This window comes from Gluconacetobacter dulcium (assembly GCF_014174165.1).
Taxonomy (GTDB): Bacteria; Pseudomonadota; Alphaproteobacteria; order Acetobacterales; family Acetobacteraceae; genus Gluconacetobacter; species Gluconacetobacter dulcium.
Genome location: NZ_JABEQN010000017.1, coordinates 1 through 20,630 on the forward strand (window position 1 = coordinate 1; position 20,630 = coordinate 20,630).

15 protein-coding genes are annotated in these 20,630 nt (G+C 62.9%); 5 read left to right on the forward strand and 10 right to left on the reverse strand.

Annotated features, from left to right (window positions below; all coding sequences use genetic code 11):
* Nucleotides 1-124: 124 nt before the first annotated feature.
* From HLH25_RS13525 to HLH25_RS13565, 9 genes are all read right to left on the reverse strand, one after another.
* Nucleotides 125-1,051 (reverse strand): 2-hydroxyacid dehydrogenase, encoded by a 927-nt coding sequence (locus HLH25_RS13525; RefSeq protein ID WP_182974573.1) that lies wholly within the window; start codon nt 1,049-1,051, stop codon nt 125-127.
* A 101-nt stretch (nt 1,052-1,152) separates the two neighbouring features.
* A complete protein-coding gene (gene dinB, locus HLH25_RS13530) occupies nt 1,153-2,205 on the reverse strand; it encodes a DNA polymerase IV (protein WP_182974647.1) in 1,053 nt (350 codons plus the stop codon).
* A gap of 442 nt (nt 2,206-2,647) precedes the next feature.
* Nucleotides 2,648-3,700 (reverse strand): alpha/beta hydrolase, encoded by a 1,053-nt coding sequence (locus tag HLH25_RS13535; RefSeq protein WP_182974574.1) that lies wholly within the window; start codon nt 3,698-3,700, stop codon nt 2,648-2,650.
* A 329-nt stretch (nt 3,701-4,029) separates the two neighbouring features.
* Nucleotides 4,030-5,025, reverse strand: a complete 996-nt coding sequence (locus HLH25_RS13540; protein ID WP_182974575.1) for an ABC transporter ATP-binding protein — start codon at nt 5,023-5,025, stop codon at nt 4,030-4,032.
* Nucleotides 5,022-6,032, reverse strand: a complete 1,011-nt coding sequence (locus tag HLH25_RS13545; RefSeq protein ID WP_182974576.1) for an ABC transporter ATP-binding protein — start codon at nt 6,030-6,032, stop codon at nt 5,022-5,024. The genes HLH25_RS13540 and HLH25_RS13545 overlap by 4 nt, the downstream gene beginning before the upstream one ends.
* Nucleotides 6,022-6,996, reverse strand: a complete 975-nt coding sequence (locus HLH25_RS13550) for an ABC transporter permease (protein WP_182974577.1) — start codon at nt 6,994-6,996, stop codon at nt 6,022-6,024. Before HLH25_RS13550 ends, HLH25_RS13545 begins: the two co-directional genes overlap by 11 nt.
* A complete protein-coding gene (locus HLH25_RS13555; RefSeq protein WP_375288982.1) occupies nt 6,996-8,021 on the reverse strand; it encodes an ABC transporter permease in 1,026 nt (341 codons plus the stop codon). The genes HLH25_RS13550 and HLH25_RS13555 overlap by 1 nt, the downstream gene beginning before the upstream one ends.
* 49 nt (nt 8,022-8,070) lie before the next feature.
* Nucleotides 8,071-8,415 carry a hypothetical protein gene (locus tag HLH25_RS13560; RefSeq protein ID WP_182974578.1) on the reverse strand — a complete coding sequence of 115 codons (345 nt, stop codon included), beginning with the start codon at nt 8,413-8,415 and terminating at the stop codon, nt 8,071-8,073.
* Nucleotides 8,416-8,733: 318 nt separating this feature from the next.
* The gene (locus HLH25_RS13565) at nt 8,734-9,213 is read right to left on the reverse strand and encodes an Lrp/AsnC family transcriptional regulator (protein WP_182974579.1); all 480 of its coding nucleotides are present in this window, start codon (nt 9,211-9,213) and stop codon (nt 8,734-8,736) included.
* 206 nt (nt 9,214-9,419) lie between these two features.
* Here HLH25_RS13565 and glyA point away from each other — a divergent pair, with 206 nt between their 5' ends.
* From glyA to HLH25_RS13580, 3 genes are all read left to right on the forward strand, one after another.
* Nucleotides 9,420-10,727 carry a serine hydroxymethyltransferase gene (glyA, locus tag HLH25_RS13570; protein WP_182974580.1) on the forward strand — a complete coding sequence of 436 codons (1,308 nt, stop codon included), beginning with the start codon at nt 9,420-9,422 and terminating at the stop codon, nt 10,725-10,727.
* Nucleotides 10,724-12,535 carry an amidohydrolase family protein gene (locus HLH25_RS13575; RefSeq protein ID WP_220791816.1) on the forward strand — a complete coding sequence of 604 codons (1,812 nt, stop codon included), beginning with the start codon at nt 10,724-10,726 and terminating at the stop codon, nt 12,533-12,535. Before glyA ends, HLH25_RS13575 begins: the two co-directional genes overlap by 4 nt.
* Nucleotides 12,536-13,332: 797 nt before the next feature.
* Nucleotides 13,333-16,116 (forward strand): TonB-dependent receptor plug domain-containing protein, encoded by a 2,784-nt coding sequence (locus HLH25_RS13580; protein WP_182974581.1) that lies wholly within the window; start codon nt 13,333-13,335, stop codon nt 16,114-16,116.
* Here HLH25_RS13580 and HLH25_RS20675 read toward each other — a convergent pair.
* Complete coding sequence (locus HLH25_RS20675) at nt 16,106-16,336, reverse strand: hypothetical protein (protein ID WP_343065503.1); 231 nt, start codon at nt 16,334-16,336, stop codon at nt 16,106-16,108. The two genes, HLH25_RS13580 and HLH25_RS20675, sit on opposite strands and share 11 nt — an antisense overlap.
* Here HLH25_RS20675 and HLH25_RS13585 point away from each other — a divergent pair.
* Together HLH25_RS13585 and HLH25_RS13590 are read left to right on the forward strand one after the other, a co-directional pair.
* Nucleotides 16,280-17,710, forward strand: coding sequence for an amidohydrolase (locus tag HLH25_RS13585; protein ID WP_343065502.1), 1,431 nt, complete (start codon nt 16,280-16,282; stop codon nt 17,708-17,710). The genes HLH25_RS20675 and HLH25_RS13585 overlap by 57 nt on opposite strands.
* Nucleotides 17,711-17,853: 143 nt before the next feature.
* Nucleotides 17,854-20,352 carry a zinc-dependent metalloprotease gene (locus HLH25_RS13590; RefSeq protein ID WP_182974583.1) on the forward strand — a complete coding sequence of 833 codons (2,499 nt, stop codon included), beginning with the start codon at nt 17,854-17,856 and terminating at the stop codon, nt 20,350-20,352.
* Nucleotides 20,353-20,630: the final 278 nt, after the last annotated feature.

Consider the following 20,630-nt stretch of genomic DNA (forward strand, 5'->3'; position numbering starts at 1 on the left):
TGGCGCGTGCCCAAAATTCGGTTTCCTGTTACGAAAACAGATCAGAACCGCTCGCAACCAGCTGACGGCGCTCCGTCAGACCGCCCCACATCAGCGTGTGAGAAATGCGGGCTAAGCCGCCTGCTCAGTAACCGCGTTGGCGATCGACCAGCCCGACCGGCGCCTCGCCCCGTTGCAGGCATTTCAGGTTCTCGATCACCTGGGCGGCGGCGCTGGCCGGCGTCGTGTCACTGGCGACATGCGGCGTGATGGTCACACCGGGATGGTCCCAGAACGGATGATCCACGGGCAGCGGCTCCGGCGTCGTGACATCCAGAATCGCATGGGACAACTGGCCGGACGCCAGCGCATCGAGCAGATCCTGCTCCACCAGATGGCCGCCGCGCCCGCAATTGATCAGCGCCGCCCCGCGCGGCATGGCGTCGAAATGGGCTGCCGAGAGGATACCGCGCGTCTCGTCGGTCAGCGGCAGCAGACAGATCAGAATGTCGGTCCGGGCGAGGAACGGCTGAAGCCCTTCCGCCCCGGCAAAGCACATCACGCCGTCGAGCACATGCCCCCCCCGGCTCCAGCCGGCGCAATCGAAACCGAACAGCCGCAGGCGCTCCAGCAGGGCGCGCCCCAGCACGCCGAGCCCCAGCACGCCCACCCGCCGGTCGCGCGCCAGCATATCAGGCAGGCCCTTCCATTCATGGGCCGCCTGCGCCCGCTGATAGGCCGGAATCCGCCGATGCAGGGCCAGCGTGGCCCAGGTGCCATATTCCACCATCATCCCCGTCAGCGCCGGATCGACGATCCGCACCAGGCTGACGGTCTCCGGCAGGTCCAGCGAAAGAAACTGATCGACCCCGGCACCCTCCGAGAAGATAACCCGCAGGTTGGGAAAACGCTGCACGAGATCGGGCGGCGCTTTCCAGGTCAGCAGCGCGGTGATTTCCGCCGGGTCGCCGCATTCGGGCCATACCCGGATATCGAGATCGGGGGCCGCCTGATGCAGCGCCGTGCGCCAGGCCGCCGACCGGTCGCGTGAAGTTCTGACAAGCAACGCCATTTCATGCTATCCCGCGATGCGCCCGGCCACGATATCGGCGCCGGAAACCCGTGATTTATGGGCCATTTCTCCCGCTCGCGGCAAGCGCCCAGCCGCCGGCGTCAGGATGCGTCCAGCGCGAGGGCGAACTGCGTGCCCGATGCGGCGGTTTCCCCATCATCGAGGTTCGAAAGCGTCACCCCCAGCAGGCGCACCCCCATTTCGGGCGGAAAGAACGGCCGCATCAGCCCCACCGCCACCTCCCGCAATGCGGCGCGGGAGGCAAGAGGCGCGGCGAGCGAACGAGCCCGGCCAGTATGACGAAAATCGGCATAACGAACCTTCACCGTAACCGTGCGCCCGCCCAACCCCCGCTTGGCGCAAGCCTCCCACACCCGGTCGACCAACAGATCGAGCACAGGCAGGGCCTGCTCCCAATGATGGATATCCTGCTCCAGCGTACGTTCGGCGCCGATGGATTTGCGCTTGCGGTCGGGCTCCACCGGCCGCTCGTCCACCCCGCGCGCGATGCCATGATAAAACGCGGCGGCCCGACCGAAATGGCGCGCCAGACGCTCCATGTCCCACGCCCGCAGATCCAGCCCGGTGCGGATGCCCAAAGCGTGCATGCGCGCCGCCGTGGCGGGGCCGATGCCGTGGAACCGCTCGACCGGCAGGGCCTCGACAAAGCGCGGCCCCATGCGCGGAGTAATGACATATTGCCCGTTGGGCTTGCGGACATCCGATGCCAGCTTGGCCAGGAATTTGTTGTACGACACGCCGGCCGAAGCCGTCAGCCCCGTCTCCGCCCGGATCGCGGCCCGGATTTCCTCGGCAATCGCGGTGGCGGACGGATGCGCGATCAACGATACCGTGACATCCAGATAAGCTTCGTCGAGCGAAAGCGGCTGGATCAGCTTCGTATAGCGGGCGAAAACAGCGTGGATCTGGGCCGAAACCGCCCGATAAACATCAAAGCGCGGCGGCACGAAGACCAGTTCGGGGCATTTGCGCCGCGCGGTGACCGATGGCATGGCCGAACGCACGCCATATTGCCGGGCCTCGTAACTGGCGGCGGCGACCACGCCGCGCTGCCGACTGCCGCCGACGGCGACCGGCCGCCCCCGCAAGGCCGGATCGTCCCTCTGCTCGACCGACGCATAGAACGCGTCCATGTCGACATGGATGATCCGCCGGATCACGGGCGCCGCCTCTTCCCATCCCGCCACGACTTTACCCGCGAGACCGGAAAGGCACCGCCCCGGCGCGCGGCCGGGACGGAGACTGGAGGCTCAGTTCTTGTTGCAAAACACTTTCTTGACCACGAAGGCCAGCGCCGCAACCAGACCCACGGCCAGGAGCCCCTTCACGCAGGGGGACTTGATCTTACAATTCGTCGGACATTCAGCCATCGGTCTCACTTCCTTGGATGCGACAATCGGGGCGCACTGCCCCGGTGCCTACGGTATTTTATCCGCCTCTCCTTCCCCCTGACTAGTGCCGGAAAACCGGATTCGTCCAGATTTACGTTTCTTAACCTCAGATAAATCAATATTTTAGCGGCCATCCATGCGAAAAGAGGCCCCCATGCACCGATGGCGTGCATAAAGCCGGGTGCTAGCCTGCGAGCGGACGCACCGTATCGCATACGGCCGGGTCGCCATCCGGGGCATAGGGCAGACGCAGCACATCACGCAGATAATCGCGCGTGGCCCGACACACGGCGTCCGGGGTGCGCGAGCGCAGCGGCGAGGCGATCACATGACTGTCGGCCTGCGGAAAATCCACCTGACGGCGCAGGGCCGCCGGCGTGCCCAGTTGCCCGAACATCTCCCTCATCGCCGGCACCTCCACCGTCGGGTCGGTATGCGCCGGATCACGATCGTAATAACCGAGGAAGACCGGCGCCGTGACCTGGTGAAACACCGGCGCGACCATCCGCCCGCGCGTCAGTTCGGCCAGCGCGACATAGCCATCGACATGCACATCCCCGGTCCAGACCGGCCCCAGCGCGGGAGCATGCGTCACGTCATGGCCGTGATTATGCACCAGCCACATCAATTGCAGTCCCCACGGCCAGAACAGCGGGTCCAACTGGTTCCCCCGTTCGCGCACCAGTGGCGACCACAGAACCAGCCCGGAGAGCGCCTGCGGAAAGCGCGCCGCGAGATCCAGCGCCAGGGCGCCGCCGGTGGAGGTGCCGATCACGATCACCCGCTCGCCGATCGCCCCGCCGATCGCCAGTGCCCGCGCCGCCCCCTGCGCCAGCCGCTCCGCCGTCAGGCCACGCATGGCGTCCGGCGCCTGTAGCCCATGGCCCGGCAGACGCGCCAGATAGAGATTGCAGCCGAACAGACGCGCGAGATCGGCATGAACCGGCGCGCCCTCGCCCTGGCTGGCGGTGAAACCATGCAGATAGACGATGGCGCAGGCGGTGCGCGCAGGATGCGCCGGATCGGCCCAGACGATCCGCGCTTCAGCACCGGGCCGCAGGGGGCCGGCCGCCGCTTCACCAGCCGCGATCCACGCCGTCAGCGCGGCGGGGTCGGAGGGCACGGCCGGCATTGCGAGCGCACCGTTCCACGGCCGCACACGCGGCCCCAGCCCGACCACCAACCCGATCACCAATCCCAGCATCGCCGCCAGGAGAACGATCCGTCGCGCCCTCATCGCCGACTCCCAATTTTCAAGTCCACGCATTGCGCCCTATACTGAAATGGCCGCCGAAAAAAGAACGCTCTTTCCATATTTTATGAATATTTCATCATTCTCCGCCTTCCTCCACACTGCTGCGACATGGAAGCGTTCATGATTTCGATCATGTCACGGTATGGCCCACCTGGTGTTGCTGTCCCGTATCGCGACATTTCCGAGCATAACGGTCAGGCTCCGCCCGAACCCGGAAGGGTACAGTCGTCCCCTTCATCCCTGCTCGTTGCCCGAGAAGAAATTTTCGAAGACGACTGCCTTGGGTGGGTGCGGGCCGAAGCCTCGCGCACTCATTCCCCGGCTAACGGATAGTGACAGACCACTTCACGCCCATCCGCCAGGGCATGCAGCACCGGCGGATCGACCCGGCATCGGTCGCGCACCACCGGGCAGCGCGTGTGAAACCGGCAGCCCGGTGGCGGTGCGATCGGGCTGGGCACGTCGCCGCGCAATGGCGGCGGCAACCCTTCCTTGCGCACCACCGGCTCGGGCACGGCAGCGATCAGGGCGGCGGTGTAGGGATGGGCCGGATGGTGCAGCACGGCGTCGGCCTCGCCCAGTTCGACGATCGCGCCCAGATACATGACCGCAACGCGGGTCGAAATCTGCCGCACCACCGCCAGATCGTGCGCGACGAACACATAGGTCAGCCCCAGCCGGTCACGCAGATCCATGAACAGATTCACGATCTGCGCCTGGATCGACACATCCAGCGCCGCCACCGGCTCATCGGCGACCACCAGCCGGGGGGAAAGCGCCAGCGCGCGGGCGATGTTGATCCGTTGCCGCTGGCCGCCGGAAAATTCGTGCGGATAACGCTCCAGCGCCGCCTGCGGCAGGCCCACCAGATCCATCAGTTCCGCCAGCCGGGCGGCGATATCGGCCCGACTGCGCCGCCCGCCGCCGGGGGCGGGATGCACCCGCAACGGCTCGGCAATCAGGTCGCCGACCCGGCGACGCGGATTCAGCGCGGCATAGGAATCCTGAAACACCATCTGCATGTCCTGCCGCAGCGGGCGCAGGCGCCGCTCGGGCAGCGTGGTGATGTCGGTGCCATCGAAGACGACGCGCCCGCTACTCGGCTGCACCAGCCGCAGCAGGCAGCGGCCGAGGGTCGATTTGCCGCAACCGGACTCGCCCACCAGCCCCAGCACCTCGCCGGGCCGGACGGCGAGCGACACCCCATCGAGCGCGCGCAGCACCTGCCCGCGCCCGACGCGGTAGGTCATGCGCAAATCCTCCGCTGCAATCAGCGGAGATGGCGGAGCGTCCGGCCGGGTGGTCATGCACGCATCTCCGAAACGAAACGCGGCGGCAGCGGGCGCCCCTCGGCCGGCAGCACACAGGCGACATCCTGCTCCCCGCACGCAACCAGCGGCGGCCGCACGGCGCAGGAATCCTGCACATAGACGCAGCGCGGCGCGAAGGGGCACCCGGCCGGGCGCTCGGCGGGGGCCGGCGGACTGCCGGGAATGGAGGGCAGACGCGCCGGACGCGGCCCATGCAGCGGCGGAATCGAATCCAGCAACGCCGCCGTGTACGGGTGCCCCGGCTGCGCGAACAACGCGCCGGTCGGCCCGCGCTCGGCCACCAGCCCGCTATACAGCACCAGCGTACGGTCGCAGGTCTCGGCCACCACGCCCATGTCGTGGGTGATCAGCAGCACCGACGACCCGTATTCCCGCCGCAACCCGCGCAGCAGGTCCAGGATCTGCGCCTGCACCGTCACATCCAGCGCCGTCGTCGGTTCGTCGGCGATCAGCAGCGCCGGATTGCACGACAGCGCCATCGCAATCATCGCCCGCTGGCGCAGACCGCCGGAAAGCTGGTGCGGATGGCGCCCGGCCACCCGCTCGGGGTCGGGCACGCCCATATCGCCCAGCAGACGCACGGTGCGCGCGCGCGCATCGGTGCGCGATATCTTCTGATGGGCGCGGATCTGTTCGTCGATCTGCCGCCCGACCGTATAGACAGGCGTAAAGGCCGTCATCGGGTCCTGAAAGATCATCGCGATCTCACGCCCGCGCAACGCGCGATAGGCGCGCGGCGCCAGTCCCACCAGTTCGCGCCCGCGAAAGCGCACCGACCCGCTGACGCGCGCGCCCGGCACGTCGATCAGCCCCATGACCGCCAGCGAGGTCACGCTCTTGCCCGAGCCGGACTCGCCCACGATACCCAGGATTTCCCGCGCGCCCAGCGTAAAGGATACGGATTCGACGATCGGCACCAGCCGCCCGCCGATGGGCAGCGCCACCGTCAGGTCGCGCACCGCCAGCAGCATGTCACCGTCCATCGCGCACCCGGGGGTCAAGGAAGAGATACAGCATGTCCACGACGGCATTGGCGATCACGACGAACACCGCCGAATACATCACCGTCGCCATGATCAGCGGCAGGTCGAGGTTCGACAGCGCCTGATAGGTCAGCCGCCCAACGCCCTGCAAACCGAACACCACCTCCGTCAACAGCGCGCCACCGCCCACCAATTGCGCGAAATCCAGCCCGAACAGCGAAACGAACGTGATCATCGACGTGCGCAGCCCATGGACCAGCAGCACCCGCACGGGCGACAGCCCCTTGGCACGGGCGGTACGCATGAAATCCTCGCTCTGCACCGCCACCAGATCGGCACGCAGCACGCGGCTGTAAATGCCCACGAACAGCACCGCCAGCGTCAGCCACGGCAGGACCAGCGCGCGGAACCAGCCCAGCGGGTCCTCGGTCAGCGGCACATAGCCCAGCCCCGGCACCCAGGAAAACAGCCAGCTATCGTGATAGCGGCTCTGCGTGACCAGATTCACCACCTGCCCCAGCCAGAAGACCGGAATCGAAATCCCGACCAGCCCCAGCATCATCAGGCCGCGATCCACCCAGCCGCCACGCAGAGCCGCCGCCGTCATGCCCATGGCCACCGACAGCACCACCCAGATCAGCGCCGCGCCGGAAACCAGCGACACCGTGACCGGCGCCGCCTCCAGAATCTCCGGCACCACCTTCTGCCCGCGATTGACGTAGGAGGTCAGATCCCGCGTCACGAACAGCTTTTCCATCATCCGCGCATATTGCACCGGCAAGGGCCGGTCGAACCCGTATTCCACGCGCACCCGCGCCATCGTCTCGGGCGAGGCATTGCGGCCGGCGATGCGCGCCGTCGGGTCCGCTCCCGGCGTGGCGAAGAACACCAGGAACACCAGCACCGAAATCCCGAACAGCACGAACAGCGTCTGGCCCAGACGCCGCAGGACGCTCATGACCATCAGCCGCGCTCCCGCCCGCTGTCGCGCACATCCAGCGCGTCGCGCATGCCGTCCCCCAGCACGTTCAGCGCCAGCACCACGATCACGATCGCCAGCCCCGGCGCGATGGCCACCATCGGGCGGGTATAGATCAACCCCTCGCCATCCTGGATGATCGTCCCCCACGACGCGCCGGGCGCCTGCACGCCGATGGAAAGGAACGACAGCGCCGATTCCGCCATCATCGCCAGCGCCATCATCAGCGGCGCCAGCACCACCAGCGTGCCGGTGACATTGGGCAGGATATCCCGCAGCACGATGCGATAACCCGGCACCCCCAGCGCCCGAGCGGCGGTGACGAACTCCGCCCGACGCAACGTCATCACCCGCCCGCGCACCGGCCGCGCCGCATAGGGCACATAGACCAGCGCGATGATGCAGATCGGGATCAGCAGATTATCGCTGCCGATCACGATCGGCCCCAGCTTCAGCCCCTGGCTGACGGTCACGATGGAAAGCGAGATCGCGAACAGATAAACCGGCACCGCCCACATGATGTCCATGATGCGCGACAGCACGGCATCCACGATCCCCCCGACATAACCGGCGACGATGCCCACGACGGCCGCCAGCACGATGCACAGCGCGGCGGCACAGAAGGCAATCAGCAGCGAGGTCCGCCCGCCATAGAGCAGGCGCGCCGCCAGATCCCGCCCCTGGCTGTCCGCCCCCAGCAGGTCGGCCGAGGCGCGCCAGGTCGGTCCGATCGGCGACAGGCCCAGATGCAGCGGATTGTCATTGGGCTGCATGATATCAACGCTGCGCCCGTCGATCGTCACCGCCCCCGCGACGTTGGAGGTAAACGGATCGGTATGCGCCACGTCGCGCGCATAAAGCGGCGCCATCAGGCACGCCGCCGCCACCGCCAGCAGCACCGCCAACGCCACCATCGCCGCCCGATCGCGCACCAACCGCCGCCCGGCGCGGCGCCACGGCCCGGCTGGTCTGGGCGTATAAGACGCCGACGATGCAGCCGGCATATTCATAGGGGCAACCGCATCAACTCGACTTTCCGCATTCTGGAATGTGTCGCGGCTATATCGCTGGCCAGAAGATATCCTCCAATGCGACGAACGACAGGGCGTTGCCGATGGCCAGAATGGTGCGCCCAGAGAACGCGACGCTGGTCCAACATTCTTTCCGCAAGGACCGATAGCCCCCCCCAACAGGACCGATCTGCCCCGGATTCCGCCAGATGACAGAGGCTCCGGCAGCGGCGCGCCAGAGCATATAGCCACGATTGCGGCATTCCCCAATTTTTTGCCTATGACGGCATCTGAAGCGCGCGATGCGCTGGGTGATCGGATCGGTCATGACGGCGGATGATAATCCGGCCACCCGGCGGATGTCACTGCTTGCCGATTCCTGCAGAGTGACCACCTCTTCGCTTCTCCGATCCTCAAGGCATCCCGGCATTCGGGCGCGCAGGTGTTCCGTCGCTCCGGCCGACGAGTCGCATATCCCCAATCCCCATATAGGGCACCGTGCCTGGATTGCGTTTCCATCATAAATCTGACGTCTACCGACACTATCCATCACGACATGGCTTCAGAGCCCCATGACATTCACAGAAAACGTTTCAATTTTATGGATAACATGCACGTAGCGGACCAAACCCACGGAGGCCCGTTTCTTATAAATAACAAAGGGAGTCAACGGAATTTGACCGGTGGAGAACAGTACGCCGCCCCGGAGCCGTCATCCGACAGAAGGCGGAACGATCCGCTGAGCAATTTTGCGGATCACAAAACTGCTGCGAATATGGGCGACATGCGGCAGTGTCGACAGTTCGTCGCGGTAAACCCGATCATAGTCGTCAATCGACCTGACATGCAGGATAAGGATAAAATCCGTATCCCCCGAAACAAAATAGCAATATGTTACGGACGGACAGCGGACCGCCACATTTTCGAAATCGTCGAGCGCTTGGCCAGTTTGGGACGTCAATTCGATCCGGACAAGGACCGTGACGCCCATTCCAAGACGTTCCAGATCAATGGTGGCGGTATATCCCGTAATAACGCCCGTTTCTTCGAGTATTTTTCTACGACGAGCCGATGCGGTACTGGAGAGATGGATTTTTTCTCCCAACTGGACGTCGCTGACTCGTCCATTGGCGGCGACTTCGCGTAGGATTCTGAAATCGGTGCTATCGAGAGCAGACGTGACGGCATTCATCAAAAAAAGCCCTTATCTTAGCGAGATTCGAATATTTTGCGGCCAAAATTACCGATATCGTTACTATCACGTTATGTTATCCCATAAGCAAGTCATTTTGAACCGTTTCTTCCGCACTCTGGAAACACACGCGCTTGTCCCCATGAACGCTCTCCTCCGGACCGAAAACGCTGGAAGGCAACAAGGCAACCATGAAAGGCTTCATCATGACCGAAACAGCGCTCAAGCGCTTCTTTCGTTCGCCCCTCGACGAGACCGACCCAGAGATCGCGGCGGCGATTGCCGGCGAAATGACGCGTCAGCGTGACGGGATCGAACTGATTGCCAGTGAGAACATGGTGTCCGAGGCTATTCTACAGGCGCAGGGCAGCGTTCTCACCAACAAATATGCCGAAGGCTATCCCGGACGACGATATTATGGCGGGTGCCGCGAGGTGGATAAGGTCGAGACACTGGCGATCATGCGCGTGACCCGCCTCTTCGGCGCGGCTTATGCCAATGTGCAGCCCCATTCCGGTGCCAATGCGAACCAGGCAGCGTTCATGGCCATACTCTCTCCGGGAGACACGATACTCGGCATGAGCCTGGCCGCGGGCGGCCATCTGACTCATGGCGCGGCGCCCAACTACTCCGGCAAGTGGTTCAATGCAGTACAGTACGGTGTACGACGTCAGGACGGATTGCTGGATTACGACCAGATGGAAACCCTGGCCCGCCGGCACCGGCCGAAACTGATCGTGGCTGGCGGTTCCGCCTACCCGCGCATCATCGATTTCGCACGCTTCCGCACAATCGCCGACGAGGTCGGCGCGAAGCTGATGGTGGACATGGCGCATTTCGCCGGTCTGGTCGCGGCAGGACTCTATCCCAGCCCAATTCCCCATGCCGACGTGGTGACCAGCACGACGCACAAGACATTGCGGGGTCCGCGTGGCGGCCTGATCCTGACCAATGACGAGACCCTGTTCAGGAAGATCAATTCGGCAGTGTTCCCCGGTCTGCAGGGTGGACCGCTGATGCATGTCATCGCGGCGAAAGCTGTGGCGTTTGGCGAGGCGCTGGCACAGGAATTCAGCGATTATCAAGCAGCGGTCATGGCAAACGCCCGCGTGCTGGGAGAAGTCCTGGTCGCGCGCGGCTTCGAACTGGTGACGGGCGGCACGGACAGCCACCTGCTGCTGGTGGACCTGCGGGCGAAGAAGGTGACGGGCAAAGCAGCGGAACACGCTTTGGAACGCGCGGGGATCACCGCGAACAAGAACGCCGTGCCGTTCGACCCCGAGAAACCCGCCGTGACGTCGGGTATCCGCCTGGGCAGCCCGGCGGCAACGGCGCGCGGATTCCGAGAGGCGGAATTCCGCCAGATCGGCGAGATGATCGACGAAGTACTGACCGCCCTGGCCGCTTCCGACGGCAACGGTGACACGTCCGTCGAAAACAGCGTCAATGAACGCGTCAAAACATTGTGCGCACGATTTCCCATCTATCAGAAAACCCCCGGAGACAAGGAATGATCGATATGAACCGGTGGCGTATCCGCTTGTGGCTCGGCGCATCATGGGTCCTCGCAGGCTCTGCCCCGCCCCTGCCCACTTACGCTGCCGGGCCAACCGCGCTTGCGATCGAAGGCGCCGATGTTTTCGACGCGATTGACGGGAGGACCCGCAGGGAGACCGTCCTTGTTCGAGGCGATCGGATCACGGCCGTCGGCGAGCATGTCGCGGTACCGCCCGGCACCCGGATCGTCGACGCGACTGGCCTGACGCTCACCCCCGGTCTGTTCGACCTTCATACGCACTGGACATCGGCCGGCGTACCCGCAACCGTTCCTGCTATCGCTACGGCCTATCTCAAATCCGGTGTCACGACCGTCAATGACTTCAACGAAGCGCCGGAGGCCTATGCCCCGTTGCGCGCCTGGCTGACCGGCCTGGCCGCACCGCATGTCCGCTTCGCGGCCAGGATCAGCACAGTCGGGGGTCACGGGGCCGATTGGGCCGACCAGGCGACGACCCGCTGGATCACGACCGCCGAGGACGGACGCGCGGCGGTCTCCGCCGCCCTGCCCTATCGTCCCGACCTCATCAAGGCGTTCACGGACGGCTGGCGCTATGGCATGTCACCCGACAACACCAGCATGAACGAGGACGCGCTGGCGGCGGTGGCGTCCGCAGCCCACGATGCGGGGCTGAAGGTCTTTACGCACACGGTCACGGTCCAGCGGGGGCTGATCGCGGCGCGGGCACATGTCGACGCTCTGGCGCATATCCTGCAGGACAGCGTGCTGACCCCCACGGAGGTGGAAGAGATCCACCGGAGCGGCATGGGGGAAGTCCCGACACTTGCCGTCTACGATCCCGACAAGCCGGGCCCGCTGAGTTCCAAGGCCCCGCAACAGGTCGCGCAGCGTCACGAGAAATTCGCCAACGCACTCAGGAACGTCAAGCTGCTTCACGATGCCGGCGTTCCGATCGGCGTCGGGACGGACGCTGGCATGCCGGGGACGCCACACGGCCCCTCAACCCTACATGAACTCGCACTTCTGGTTCGTGCCGGGCTGACGCCAGCGGAAGCCCTGACGGCGGCAACCGCCACCAGCGCGCGACTGGCCGGAATCGCAGCGGACCGGGGCACGATTGCCGTCGGCCAGCGGGCCGACCTCGACCTGTTCCAAGACAATCCGGCCACGGATATTTCCGCCGTCCATCATCTGGTCGCAGTCATCGAAGACGGCCGGCTGATCTGGGGCATGGATGCACCGCCGCTGCCCGACGCCAATCGGCAGGACCATCGTCCCGCAACGCCGGCACAGCTCCTGATCGACGATTTCGAACGCTCCGACGGACGGACATCCCTCGATACGTTGCGTACCGTGGCCGCCGATCGCGGCCCCGATCGCAGCATCGTGGTCGCGACCATCATCCCGGACGACGCGGGGCACCATATTCTCTCGATCCAGGCCGAAATGTCGCAGAAAAAGGCCCCTTATGCCGGCATCGTGCTACCGCTCTCGCGCGGAGCGATCGATCCGGTCGATGCGCATCGCTGGGCCGGCGTCCGATTCATGGTGCGCGGAAGCGCGTGCCCAGCCCGCATCACCCTGGATCAGGCGGCCTTGCCATCCCTGGAGGCACCCTTCACCGTCCAGGACCGCTGGCAGACGGTCAATGTGCCGTTCTCGACCTTTCACGGTTCCCCGGCACACGGCCGGCCCGACACGCTGGCCGGCAATGGCAGCGACCTCACCGCCATTGGGCTGGGCGGCGCCTGCACGGCGGGTTCGCCTTTCTGGATGCAGATCGGCCAGGTCCGCTTCTACTGACACCAACCGTTGGGTTGCCTGACGTGTTTGACAGGCACCTTCAACGCGATTCCAGTCGATCGTCCTCAGGCTTGAGGCGCAGACTGAAGATGACGGATCAGAGCATTTGCACCGAACACCGGCTCGGTGGAGACGCTCACGTCAGGCGCGCCCTGGGTCCTCTTCCTTTAGAATGAGGCATTGACGGACGAAAGGCATCCATTCCCGTCCGACGCCACCGCGTGCACCGCGATGGACGGGGTTCCGCCCGTGCGCGCCATGCCACTCCTGAACGACACCACACCGAAACGCCACGATCAAGCGTGCCGGCTGCGCACGAAATCTGGGCCAGATGCATCCTTGCAGTGGAGAGACATCAAAGGTCCCCCGATTTCATGCTCAAAATCGTTACGAAATCGATAGAATATGCGGAAATCCATCACATATTCTCACCGTAACCCCGTTAATTCGCGGAATTCGTTTCGATGTTTGATTTACTATCCGTTTCTGGATCGGAATAGTGTTGCCCAGAGAAGCTCCGGCAACGCCCGACGCCGCTTTGCTACCTGAAATTTAGGCGGGTGTATGGAATGAAAGCGACAGTGACAAGAAGACCTGCATTGCAGTCCTTGTATCGGTATCTTCTGACAGCGACGATACTGGTCCCCCTACCCGTCATGTTGCATGCGACAGCAGCGACGCCGACACCGCATGCAAAGACACGAGTACCGGCAACGGCCCCGCGGGTGGCCCCACCGGCGACCAAGACGACTGCCGGAGACAACGCTGCGACGTCTGCCATCCAACGCAAACGCGTCATGGCTGCAGCGGCCGCGCCTCGCCGCACATCCGATGGCGAACAGGTGATGGTGACCGGCAGCCATATCGCGCGAACGGGCTTCTCCTCGCCCACGCCGGTGACGGTCATGGGGGCCGCCGACATCGCGGCCCAACAGCCGGCGAATATATCCGATCTGGTCAATCAGATGCCGTCCGTGACCCAGGGCTCGACCTCATCGAGCAGTTCCGGCTTCCTGTCGTCCGGCCTCGCAGGTATCAACTCGGTGAATTTGCGGGGTCTGGGCGCCAATCGTACGCTGATCCTGATCGACGGCCAGCGTTCCATCGCGTCATCTTCGACCGGCCTTGTGGACGTCAACACGATTCCGCAAAATCTCGTGCAGCGTGTCGAAGTCGTGACGGGCGGCGCATCGGCCCAGTATGGGTCCGATGCGGTCGGCGGCGTCGTGAATTTCATTCTGAACAAGAATTTCAAGGGCGTAAAACTCGACGCCAGCACCGGGTTCACGACCTACGCGGACGACCCGTACTACAAGCTCGACGCAACAATAGGCAAGACTTTCCTCGGCGGAAAGCTCCACGTCCTTGTGGATGCCCAGTACTACCAGCGATTCGGGGTCGATTCCATCGATCGTCCATGGAACAACAGCGGCTATTTCCAGATCGACAATCCAAACTACACGCCGCACAATGGACAACCGCAGCTTCTCGTCGGATCGGGTTTTGCACCGTTCACCTATAGCGCGGGTGGCCTGATCACATCAGGTCCCCTGACCGGTACCTATTTCAAGGGCAACGGGCAGACCGGGCAACTGAATTACGGCGTCCATAACGCGACGTCGAATCCTTATATGATCGGGGGTGATACAGCCACAACGCTGGATGGCCATGTGGGGACCAACTCCCTTGCCCCGAGCGAGGACAGAATCGGCGTCTTTAACCGCACATCCTATGACATCTCGGACAATACGGAAATCTTCGGCCAGTTCTCGTGGAACAAGTATCAGGGACAAAGCTACTATCAGCAGACGCCGAGCACAGGCGTCGTCATCAATTCTGATAACGCATATCTGAACCAGTATTATCCCGCAGTCGCCGGGAAACTTGCCGCAGCAGGCCAGAAATCATTCACGATGGGAACCAGCAATGCCGGCTTCCCGGTTCCCGGAAGCAACATCGATCGTGAAGTGTTCCGCTATGTCGGCGGAATGAACGGCAAATTCAATTTTGTCGGGAACAAATGGCATTGGGACTGGTACTATCAGTATGGCAGGACGCTCGATCATGTCCGGCTGATCAATACATGGAATAACGCGCGGATGGCCCAGGCGCAGGATGCCGTGGTGAATAACGGGCAGATCGTCTGCCGTTCCTCAATTACCGATCCGAACAATGGCTGCGTGCCCATCGACCGCCTCGGCACTGCCGGGCCGTCCGCTGCCGCGCTGAATTACATCTACGAAGGCAGCGCCAAGGACGGGCCGACGCGCGACCAGACGCTGCAGCAGCACGTCGCCGCCTTCGATATCGGCGGCACCATGTTCCACCTTCCCGGCGGCAACGCCTCGATCGCCATGGGCGGCGACTGGCGTCGTGAATCGATCGATGGCGATGTCGATCCAATCTATACGTCCGGCTGGCTGTATGGAAACTACCGGGTCACCAAGGGCGCCTATAACGTGAAGGAAGGCTATATCGAACTCGATATGCCGGTCTGGAAAGGGTTCGATATCGACGCGGCGGGCCGCTATACTGATTATTCGACATCGGGTAGCGTCGAAACTTGGAAAGCCGGTGCCACATATTCCCCGATCCCGGACATCAAGTTCCGCGGCACGTTCAGCCATGATATCCGCGCGCCCAATCTGAACGAAATGTTCGCGGCAGGAACGGCACGGACCAACACCGTCATTCTTCCAGCGAATGCGCCTCTCACGGGCTCCCAGGCCTTCACCGAAAACACGGTCGGCAATCCACACCTCGCCCCCGAAACGGCCAACACATGGACCGTCGGTGCCGTGGTCAGTCCGCGCTTCCTGCCCGGCTTCATGGCGTCGTTCGATTATTACGATATCGATATTAAAAATGCCATCGGATCGGTCACCTCCCAGCAGACTGTCGATTTCTGCTATTCGGGCGGCGCGGCCTATTGCAACAATATCCACTACACGAACGGCCAGCTCAGCACGATCACCATCCAGCCGTTTAACTTCGCAAGCCAGAAGGAGCGAGGATTCGATATCGCGGCCAGCTACCGCATCCGCATGTCGAATATCTGGAAGAAGCTGCCGGGCGTCTTCAATGTCCATGGCGAGATCACCCGTTACATATCAAACGTCATCAATAATAACACGTATCCGATCAACTACGCTGGCGTGAACGGCGGAACCCTGTCGGGAACCTATAATGAACCCAGTTGGGATTACCGCATCAGCGCGTTCTATAATCTCGATAATTTCACATTCAACCTGACGGCACGCGGCTTCAGTGCGGGCGTCTATGGAAATGACTATGTGCAGTGCACGACAAACTGCCCAGTGTCGACGCCGCAATACCGCACGATCAACAATAACAGGATCGCCGGCGCGGTCTATTTCGACACGTCCCTGTCTTACGAATTCAACCTCTACGGCCGCGCGGCCCGGACGACGTTCGTGATGAGCAATATGATGAACACGTATCCGGTGCTGGTCGGCAACGGGCCCAGCGGCAACAACGTACCGGCTTATGCCCAGACCAATCCATCCCTGTATGACACCGTCGGTCGTACCTTCCGGCTCGCCATGAGCGTCAGTTTCTAAAAGGCATAAGGTCATGACCCGTCATCAATTCCTGCTCGCAACCACATTCTGCATGGCGACTTTGCCGGTGGTCGCCCTCGCCGCCGCGGACCCGGCCCTCAAGGCCGAAGCGATCGCCGATGTCGATAGTCAGGCGAAGCAGATCCAGGTCGGAACCGACACGATCTTCAGCTATGGCGAACCGGGATTCCAGGAATTCAGGACATCCGCCTATCTTCAAGGGGTTCTCAGGAAGGCCGGTTTCAAGGTGACTCCCGGCGTCGCGGGAATCCCCACAGCCTTTACCGCCACATGGGGAAGTGGCGGTCCATTGATCGCCGTCGGCAGCGATATCGACGATCTGCTGGGCCTGTCGCAGACGCCCGGCATTCCCAACGTGAAGCCCCTCGTTCCCGGCGCGCCCGGCCATGGCGAGGGCCACAATGCCGGCATGCCACTGGTCGTGGCCGCAGCGATCGCGGCCAAGGAGGTGATGGAAAAGCACCATATTCCGGGCCGCTTGCTTATCTGGCCCGGCGTGGCGGAGGAAAATCTCGCTTCCAAGGCCTATTACGTGCGCTCGGGCCTGTTCAAGGGTGTCGACGCCTGCATCTTCAACCATGTCAGCAACATGTTCTTCACCGGATATGGCGATGCAGGAATGAACGGCATGGTTTCCGTCGAATATACGTTCCACGGAAAGACCGCCCATTCGGCAGGCATGCCCTGGGAAGGGCGCAGCGCACTCGATGGCGTGGAACTGATGGACGTCGCGTGGAATTTCCGGCGCGAGCACCTACCGGTGACACAGCGTTCCCATTACGTGATCACGAACGGCGGCGGCCAGCCTAACGTCGTGCCCGATACGGCGTCCGTCTGGTACTTTCTGCGGGACCGGACATTCAGTGCCGTCAAATCTCTCTACGATACCGCAAACCAGATAGCCGACGGTGCCGCGCTCCAGACAGGTACAACGGTAACGCATCAGATTCTGGGATACGCGGCGCCGAATTTCGGCAACAAGCCGATCGCCGAAGCCGCCTATGCCAATATCGTTGCCGTCGGCATGCCGAAATGGTCGGCGGATGACCAGGCCTTCGCCAAAGCGGTGCAGCAAGCCAATCACAGGAAGGTCGAGCCGCTTCGCGACAAGGTGGCGCCCCTCTCGACGCCGGAAAACCGCCCGACATCCATTGGCGGCGGATCGGATGACATCGGCGATATCATGTGGACGGTGCCGACGATCACGATGTGGTTTCCATCGAATATCCCCAACATGATCGGTCATCATGTGACATCCGCCATGTCGATGGCGACACCGATCGCCCATAAGGGCGCGGTCGCGGGCGCCAAGGCGCTTTCGATGACGATCCTCGACCTGATGACGACACCGAAATTGATCGCGGATGCAAAGGATTACTTCAATAATGTTCAGCTCAAGACAGATCATTACGCGCCGCTGATAACAGATTCCGACAAGCCGGCGATCTGGCTGAACAGAAAAGTCATGGAGGAATACCGACCGCAAATGGAGAAATATTATTACGACAGCACAAAATACGACACGTATCTGGATCAGCTTGGAATAAAATATCCGACATTGACTGAGAAATAGAATTCAAAACTCCTTGCCAACACCGAGAGAGCAACCACGGCCCTGAAGCAGGCCGACGCCCGCCCCGACCGCAGCACGGGTGACGGGCGGACCTCTCAGGCGGGGACATCCAGATTCAATCCTGAAAGCAGAAAGGTCCATCCATGTTACGCCTGCGTCATCATATTCTCGGCGGCGTGTCGTCGCTGGTCATCGCACTGCCCGTCGTGACATCTAGCCTGTCGCTTCCGGTCCCGGCCCTTGCCGCGGCGACGGAGCCGGCTTTGCTTTCCATGAAAACGGACGCGAAATCCGGAAAAATCTTTGTCACACTGCCCTCGCCGGACGAAAACGGCGTGTATGGGCGGTATTTATATGCGTCCGCCCTGCGCACCGGCGTCGGATCGGCCCGTATCCGGCTTGACCATGGAATGCTCGGTCCGACACGGGTCCTCGCATTCCGCAAGATCGGGAACAAGGTCGCAGTCATATTCGAAAACCCGAAATTCACGTCCCGCGGCGACAAGGATATCCGCGAAGGTGTCGAACGCAGCTTCCCGTTCAGCGTAATCTGCATGCTCGACATGATCTCAACCGGTCCCGGCGGAACGGTCACCGCCGACCTGACGCCGTTTTTTCTTCATGATACGATGGATATCGCGACCAGCCTGAATGGCGGCGGCCTGAAACTGCCCGATGTTCTGGACAGCGGGGCCAAGGGTTTCCATCAGCTTCCGTCCCTGGGCGGCGTCGATCTCTCCAGCCTCAAATCATTCCCCGAGAATATCGAGGTCGAAGCGGTCCAGACCTTCGCGTCCGAAACGCCCGGCCCTGAAATGTCGCTCCTCTCGCCCGATCCCGGGCAGGTGAGTTTCACGGTCCATCACTCTCTCGTGAAACTTCCGGATGCCGGCTTCGTGCCACGGAAGTTCGATATCCGCTCCGGCTCGCATGCCAGCCCGGTCTATGATTTCGGGGCGCCGCTGGGCGAGGATGTACTCCTCCAATACGCCAACCGTTTTCGCCTGGTAAAAATCGACCCCACGGCCGCGAAATCGCGCGTCGTCAAGCCGATCGTGTTCTATATCGACAATGCGGCGCCCGAGCCCGTCCGTTCCGCGCTTGCCGAAGGCGTGTCCTGGTGGAATCAGGCGTTCGAGGCCGCGGGCTTCATCGACGCCTTCCAGGTCAGGATCCTGCCGCCCGGCGTCGATCCGCAGGATATCCGCTACAATATCGTCAACTGGAACGAACGGCAGACTCGCAGCTATTCATACGGCATGGGCGTCATCGATCCACGCACGGGTGAAATCATCCGCGGAAACGTCGTCCTCGAAGGTCTGCGTCTACGGCAGGATCTCATGATTTTCGAGGCCCTGGCCGGCACGGCTGCCGAGAATAGCGGGGGCGCCAACGATGCGGTCAGGGTCTCGCTTGCCCGCATCAGACAGTTGGGTGTCCACGAAGTCGGCCATGCGATCGGCCTGATCCATAATTTCATGGGCAGCACGCAGGACCGGACCTCGGTGATGGATTATCCAGGGCCGCGCATCGGTATCAAGGACGGCAAGATCGACCTCTCCGACGCCTATGCCACCGGTGTCGGGGCATGGGACAAATATATGATCGACTGGCTCTATGGCGATCCGGCCCCCGGAAAGGATCCCGATGTCGCCGCCGCGCAAAAGGCGGATGCCATCGAAAAGGCGGGCTTTCGCTTCGGCACCGACATCGACGGGCGCGATCCCGATACGGGCCTGCCCGGAAACAGCATGTGGACGGATGGAGCCGACAAGCCCGCGGACCTGAAACATATGCTCGACGTCCGCCAGATCGCTCTTTCGAATTTCGGACCAGGCACGTTGCGCAAGGGCGAGGCACTGTCCGACCTTCGCAGGAAATTCGTGCCGCTGTGGCTTCTGCATCGCTACAATATCGAAGCGACGGCCAAGATCATCGGTGGCGTGGATTTTCGGTATGCCGTGGTCGGCGGCGTCAGCGCGAAGCCGGTGCCAGCAGATGCCGGCTTGCAGAAGGCCGCAATTGACGCGCTGCTCGACGCACTGTCACCGAAAGTGCTGGCGGTGTCACCGGCACTGGCGCTCGAACTCTCATTCGGGGTCAACGGCAACGAGGACCCTCAATATAATACTGAAATCTTCCGGACGGCCGGGTCAGCCGTCTTCGACCCGCTCAACGCCACCGACGTCGCGGCCCAGATCACACTCAATGCCCTGCTGGGGCCGAACCGGCTGGAGCGTGTCCATCTGCAGCACGGCCACGACCCTGCCCAACCGGGGCTCGATTACCTGCTCGACCGCATTGCGTCGCAGATTATCGCCAGACACAGCACCGAAGTCGAGCAGCGCATTGCCTACCGGACATTGGTGACGATGGCCAGCGTCCGCGACAACCCCAAGGTCACGCCCGACGTCGCTCTCGCCTTGTCCGGGGCCCTCAAGACGGCTGCCGATCAGTTGGGAACGGTCCATGATACAGATGCGGATGCATCATGGAGCCATCGGATGAGCGCGCTCCTGAAAGACCAGCCGCGTCTGGCCAGGGAGGCCGCGAAAGCCACCCGACCGGCTCCAACCATTCCCCCCGGAACGCCGATCGGCGGAGGAGAGGATGACTGGCTGACGGAAGAACAACCCTTCTGACATCGGCCCCGGCGAGAGACCCGGCCTTGTGTGAGCAAGGCCGGGTTCCCCGTCCAACGGACCGATTGGCGTACGACCGTCCCGGCCCCATGATGCCCCCAGCCCGTCATGGAGCGGGGCCTCAATCCGTAGAGTCTGTTGCGCGCAGTCTATTGCGCGCACGCAATCCGCATATCGACCGAACCGCCGAAGAACGCTGCCATCAGTTCCAGCGTAGCACCGCGATGCGCCACCATCGGCGCTCCGTCATCCATGCCATGCACCGAGCAGGCGCGCCG

Coding starts and splice junctions, on each gene's coding strand:
- HLH25_RS13525 (WP_182974573.1), bottom strand. CDS start 1,051: ATGGCGTTGCTTGTCAGAACTTCACGCGACCGGTCGGCGGCCTGGCGC.
- dinB (WP_182974647.1), bottom strand. CDS start 2,205: ATGGACGCGTTCTATGCGTCGGTCGAGCAGAGGGACGATCCGGCCTTG.
- HLH25_RS13535 (WP_182974574.1), bottom strand. CDS start 3,700: ATGAGGGCGCGACGGATCGTTCTCCTGGCGGCGATGCTGGGATTGGTG.
- HLH25_RS13540 (WP_182974575.1), bottom strand. CDS start 5,025: ATGACCACCCGGCCGGACGCTCCGCCATCTCCGCTGATTGCAGCGGAG.
- HLH25_RS13545 (WP_182974576.1), bottom strand. CDS start 6,032: ATGGACGGTGACATGCTGCTGGCGGTGCGCGACCTGACGGTGGCGCTG.
- HLH25_RS13550 (WP_182974577.1), bottom strand. CDS start 6,996: ATGGTCATGAGCGTCCTGCGGCGTCTGGGCCAGACGCTGTTCGTGCTG.
- HLH25_RS13555 (WP_375288982.1), bottom strand. CDS start 8,021: ATGAATATGCCGGCTGCATCGTCGGCGTCTTATACGCCCAGACCAGCC.
- HLH25_RS13565 (WP_182974579.1), bottom strand. CDS start 9,213: ATGAATGCCGTCACGTCTGCTCTCGATAGCACCGATTTCAGAATCCTA.
- glyA (WP_182974580.1), top strand. CDS start 9,420: ATGACCGAAACAGCGCTCAAGCGCTTCTTTCGTTCGCCCCTCGACGAG.
- HLH25_RS13575 (WP_220791816.1), top strand. CDS start 10,724: ATGATCGATATGAACCGGTGGCGTATCCGCTTGTGGCTCGGCGCATCA.
- HLH25_RS13580 (WP_182974581.1), top strand. CDS start 13,333: ATGGCTGCAGCGGCCGCGCCTCGCCGCACATCCGATGGCGAACAGGTG.
- HLH25_RS13590 (WP_182974583.1), top strand. CDS start 17,854: ATGTTACGCCTGCGTCATCATATTCTCGGCGGCGTGTCGTCGCTGGTC.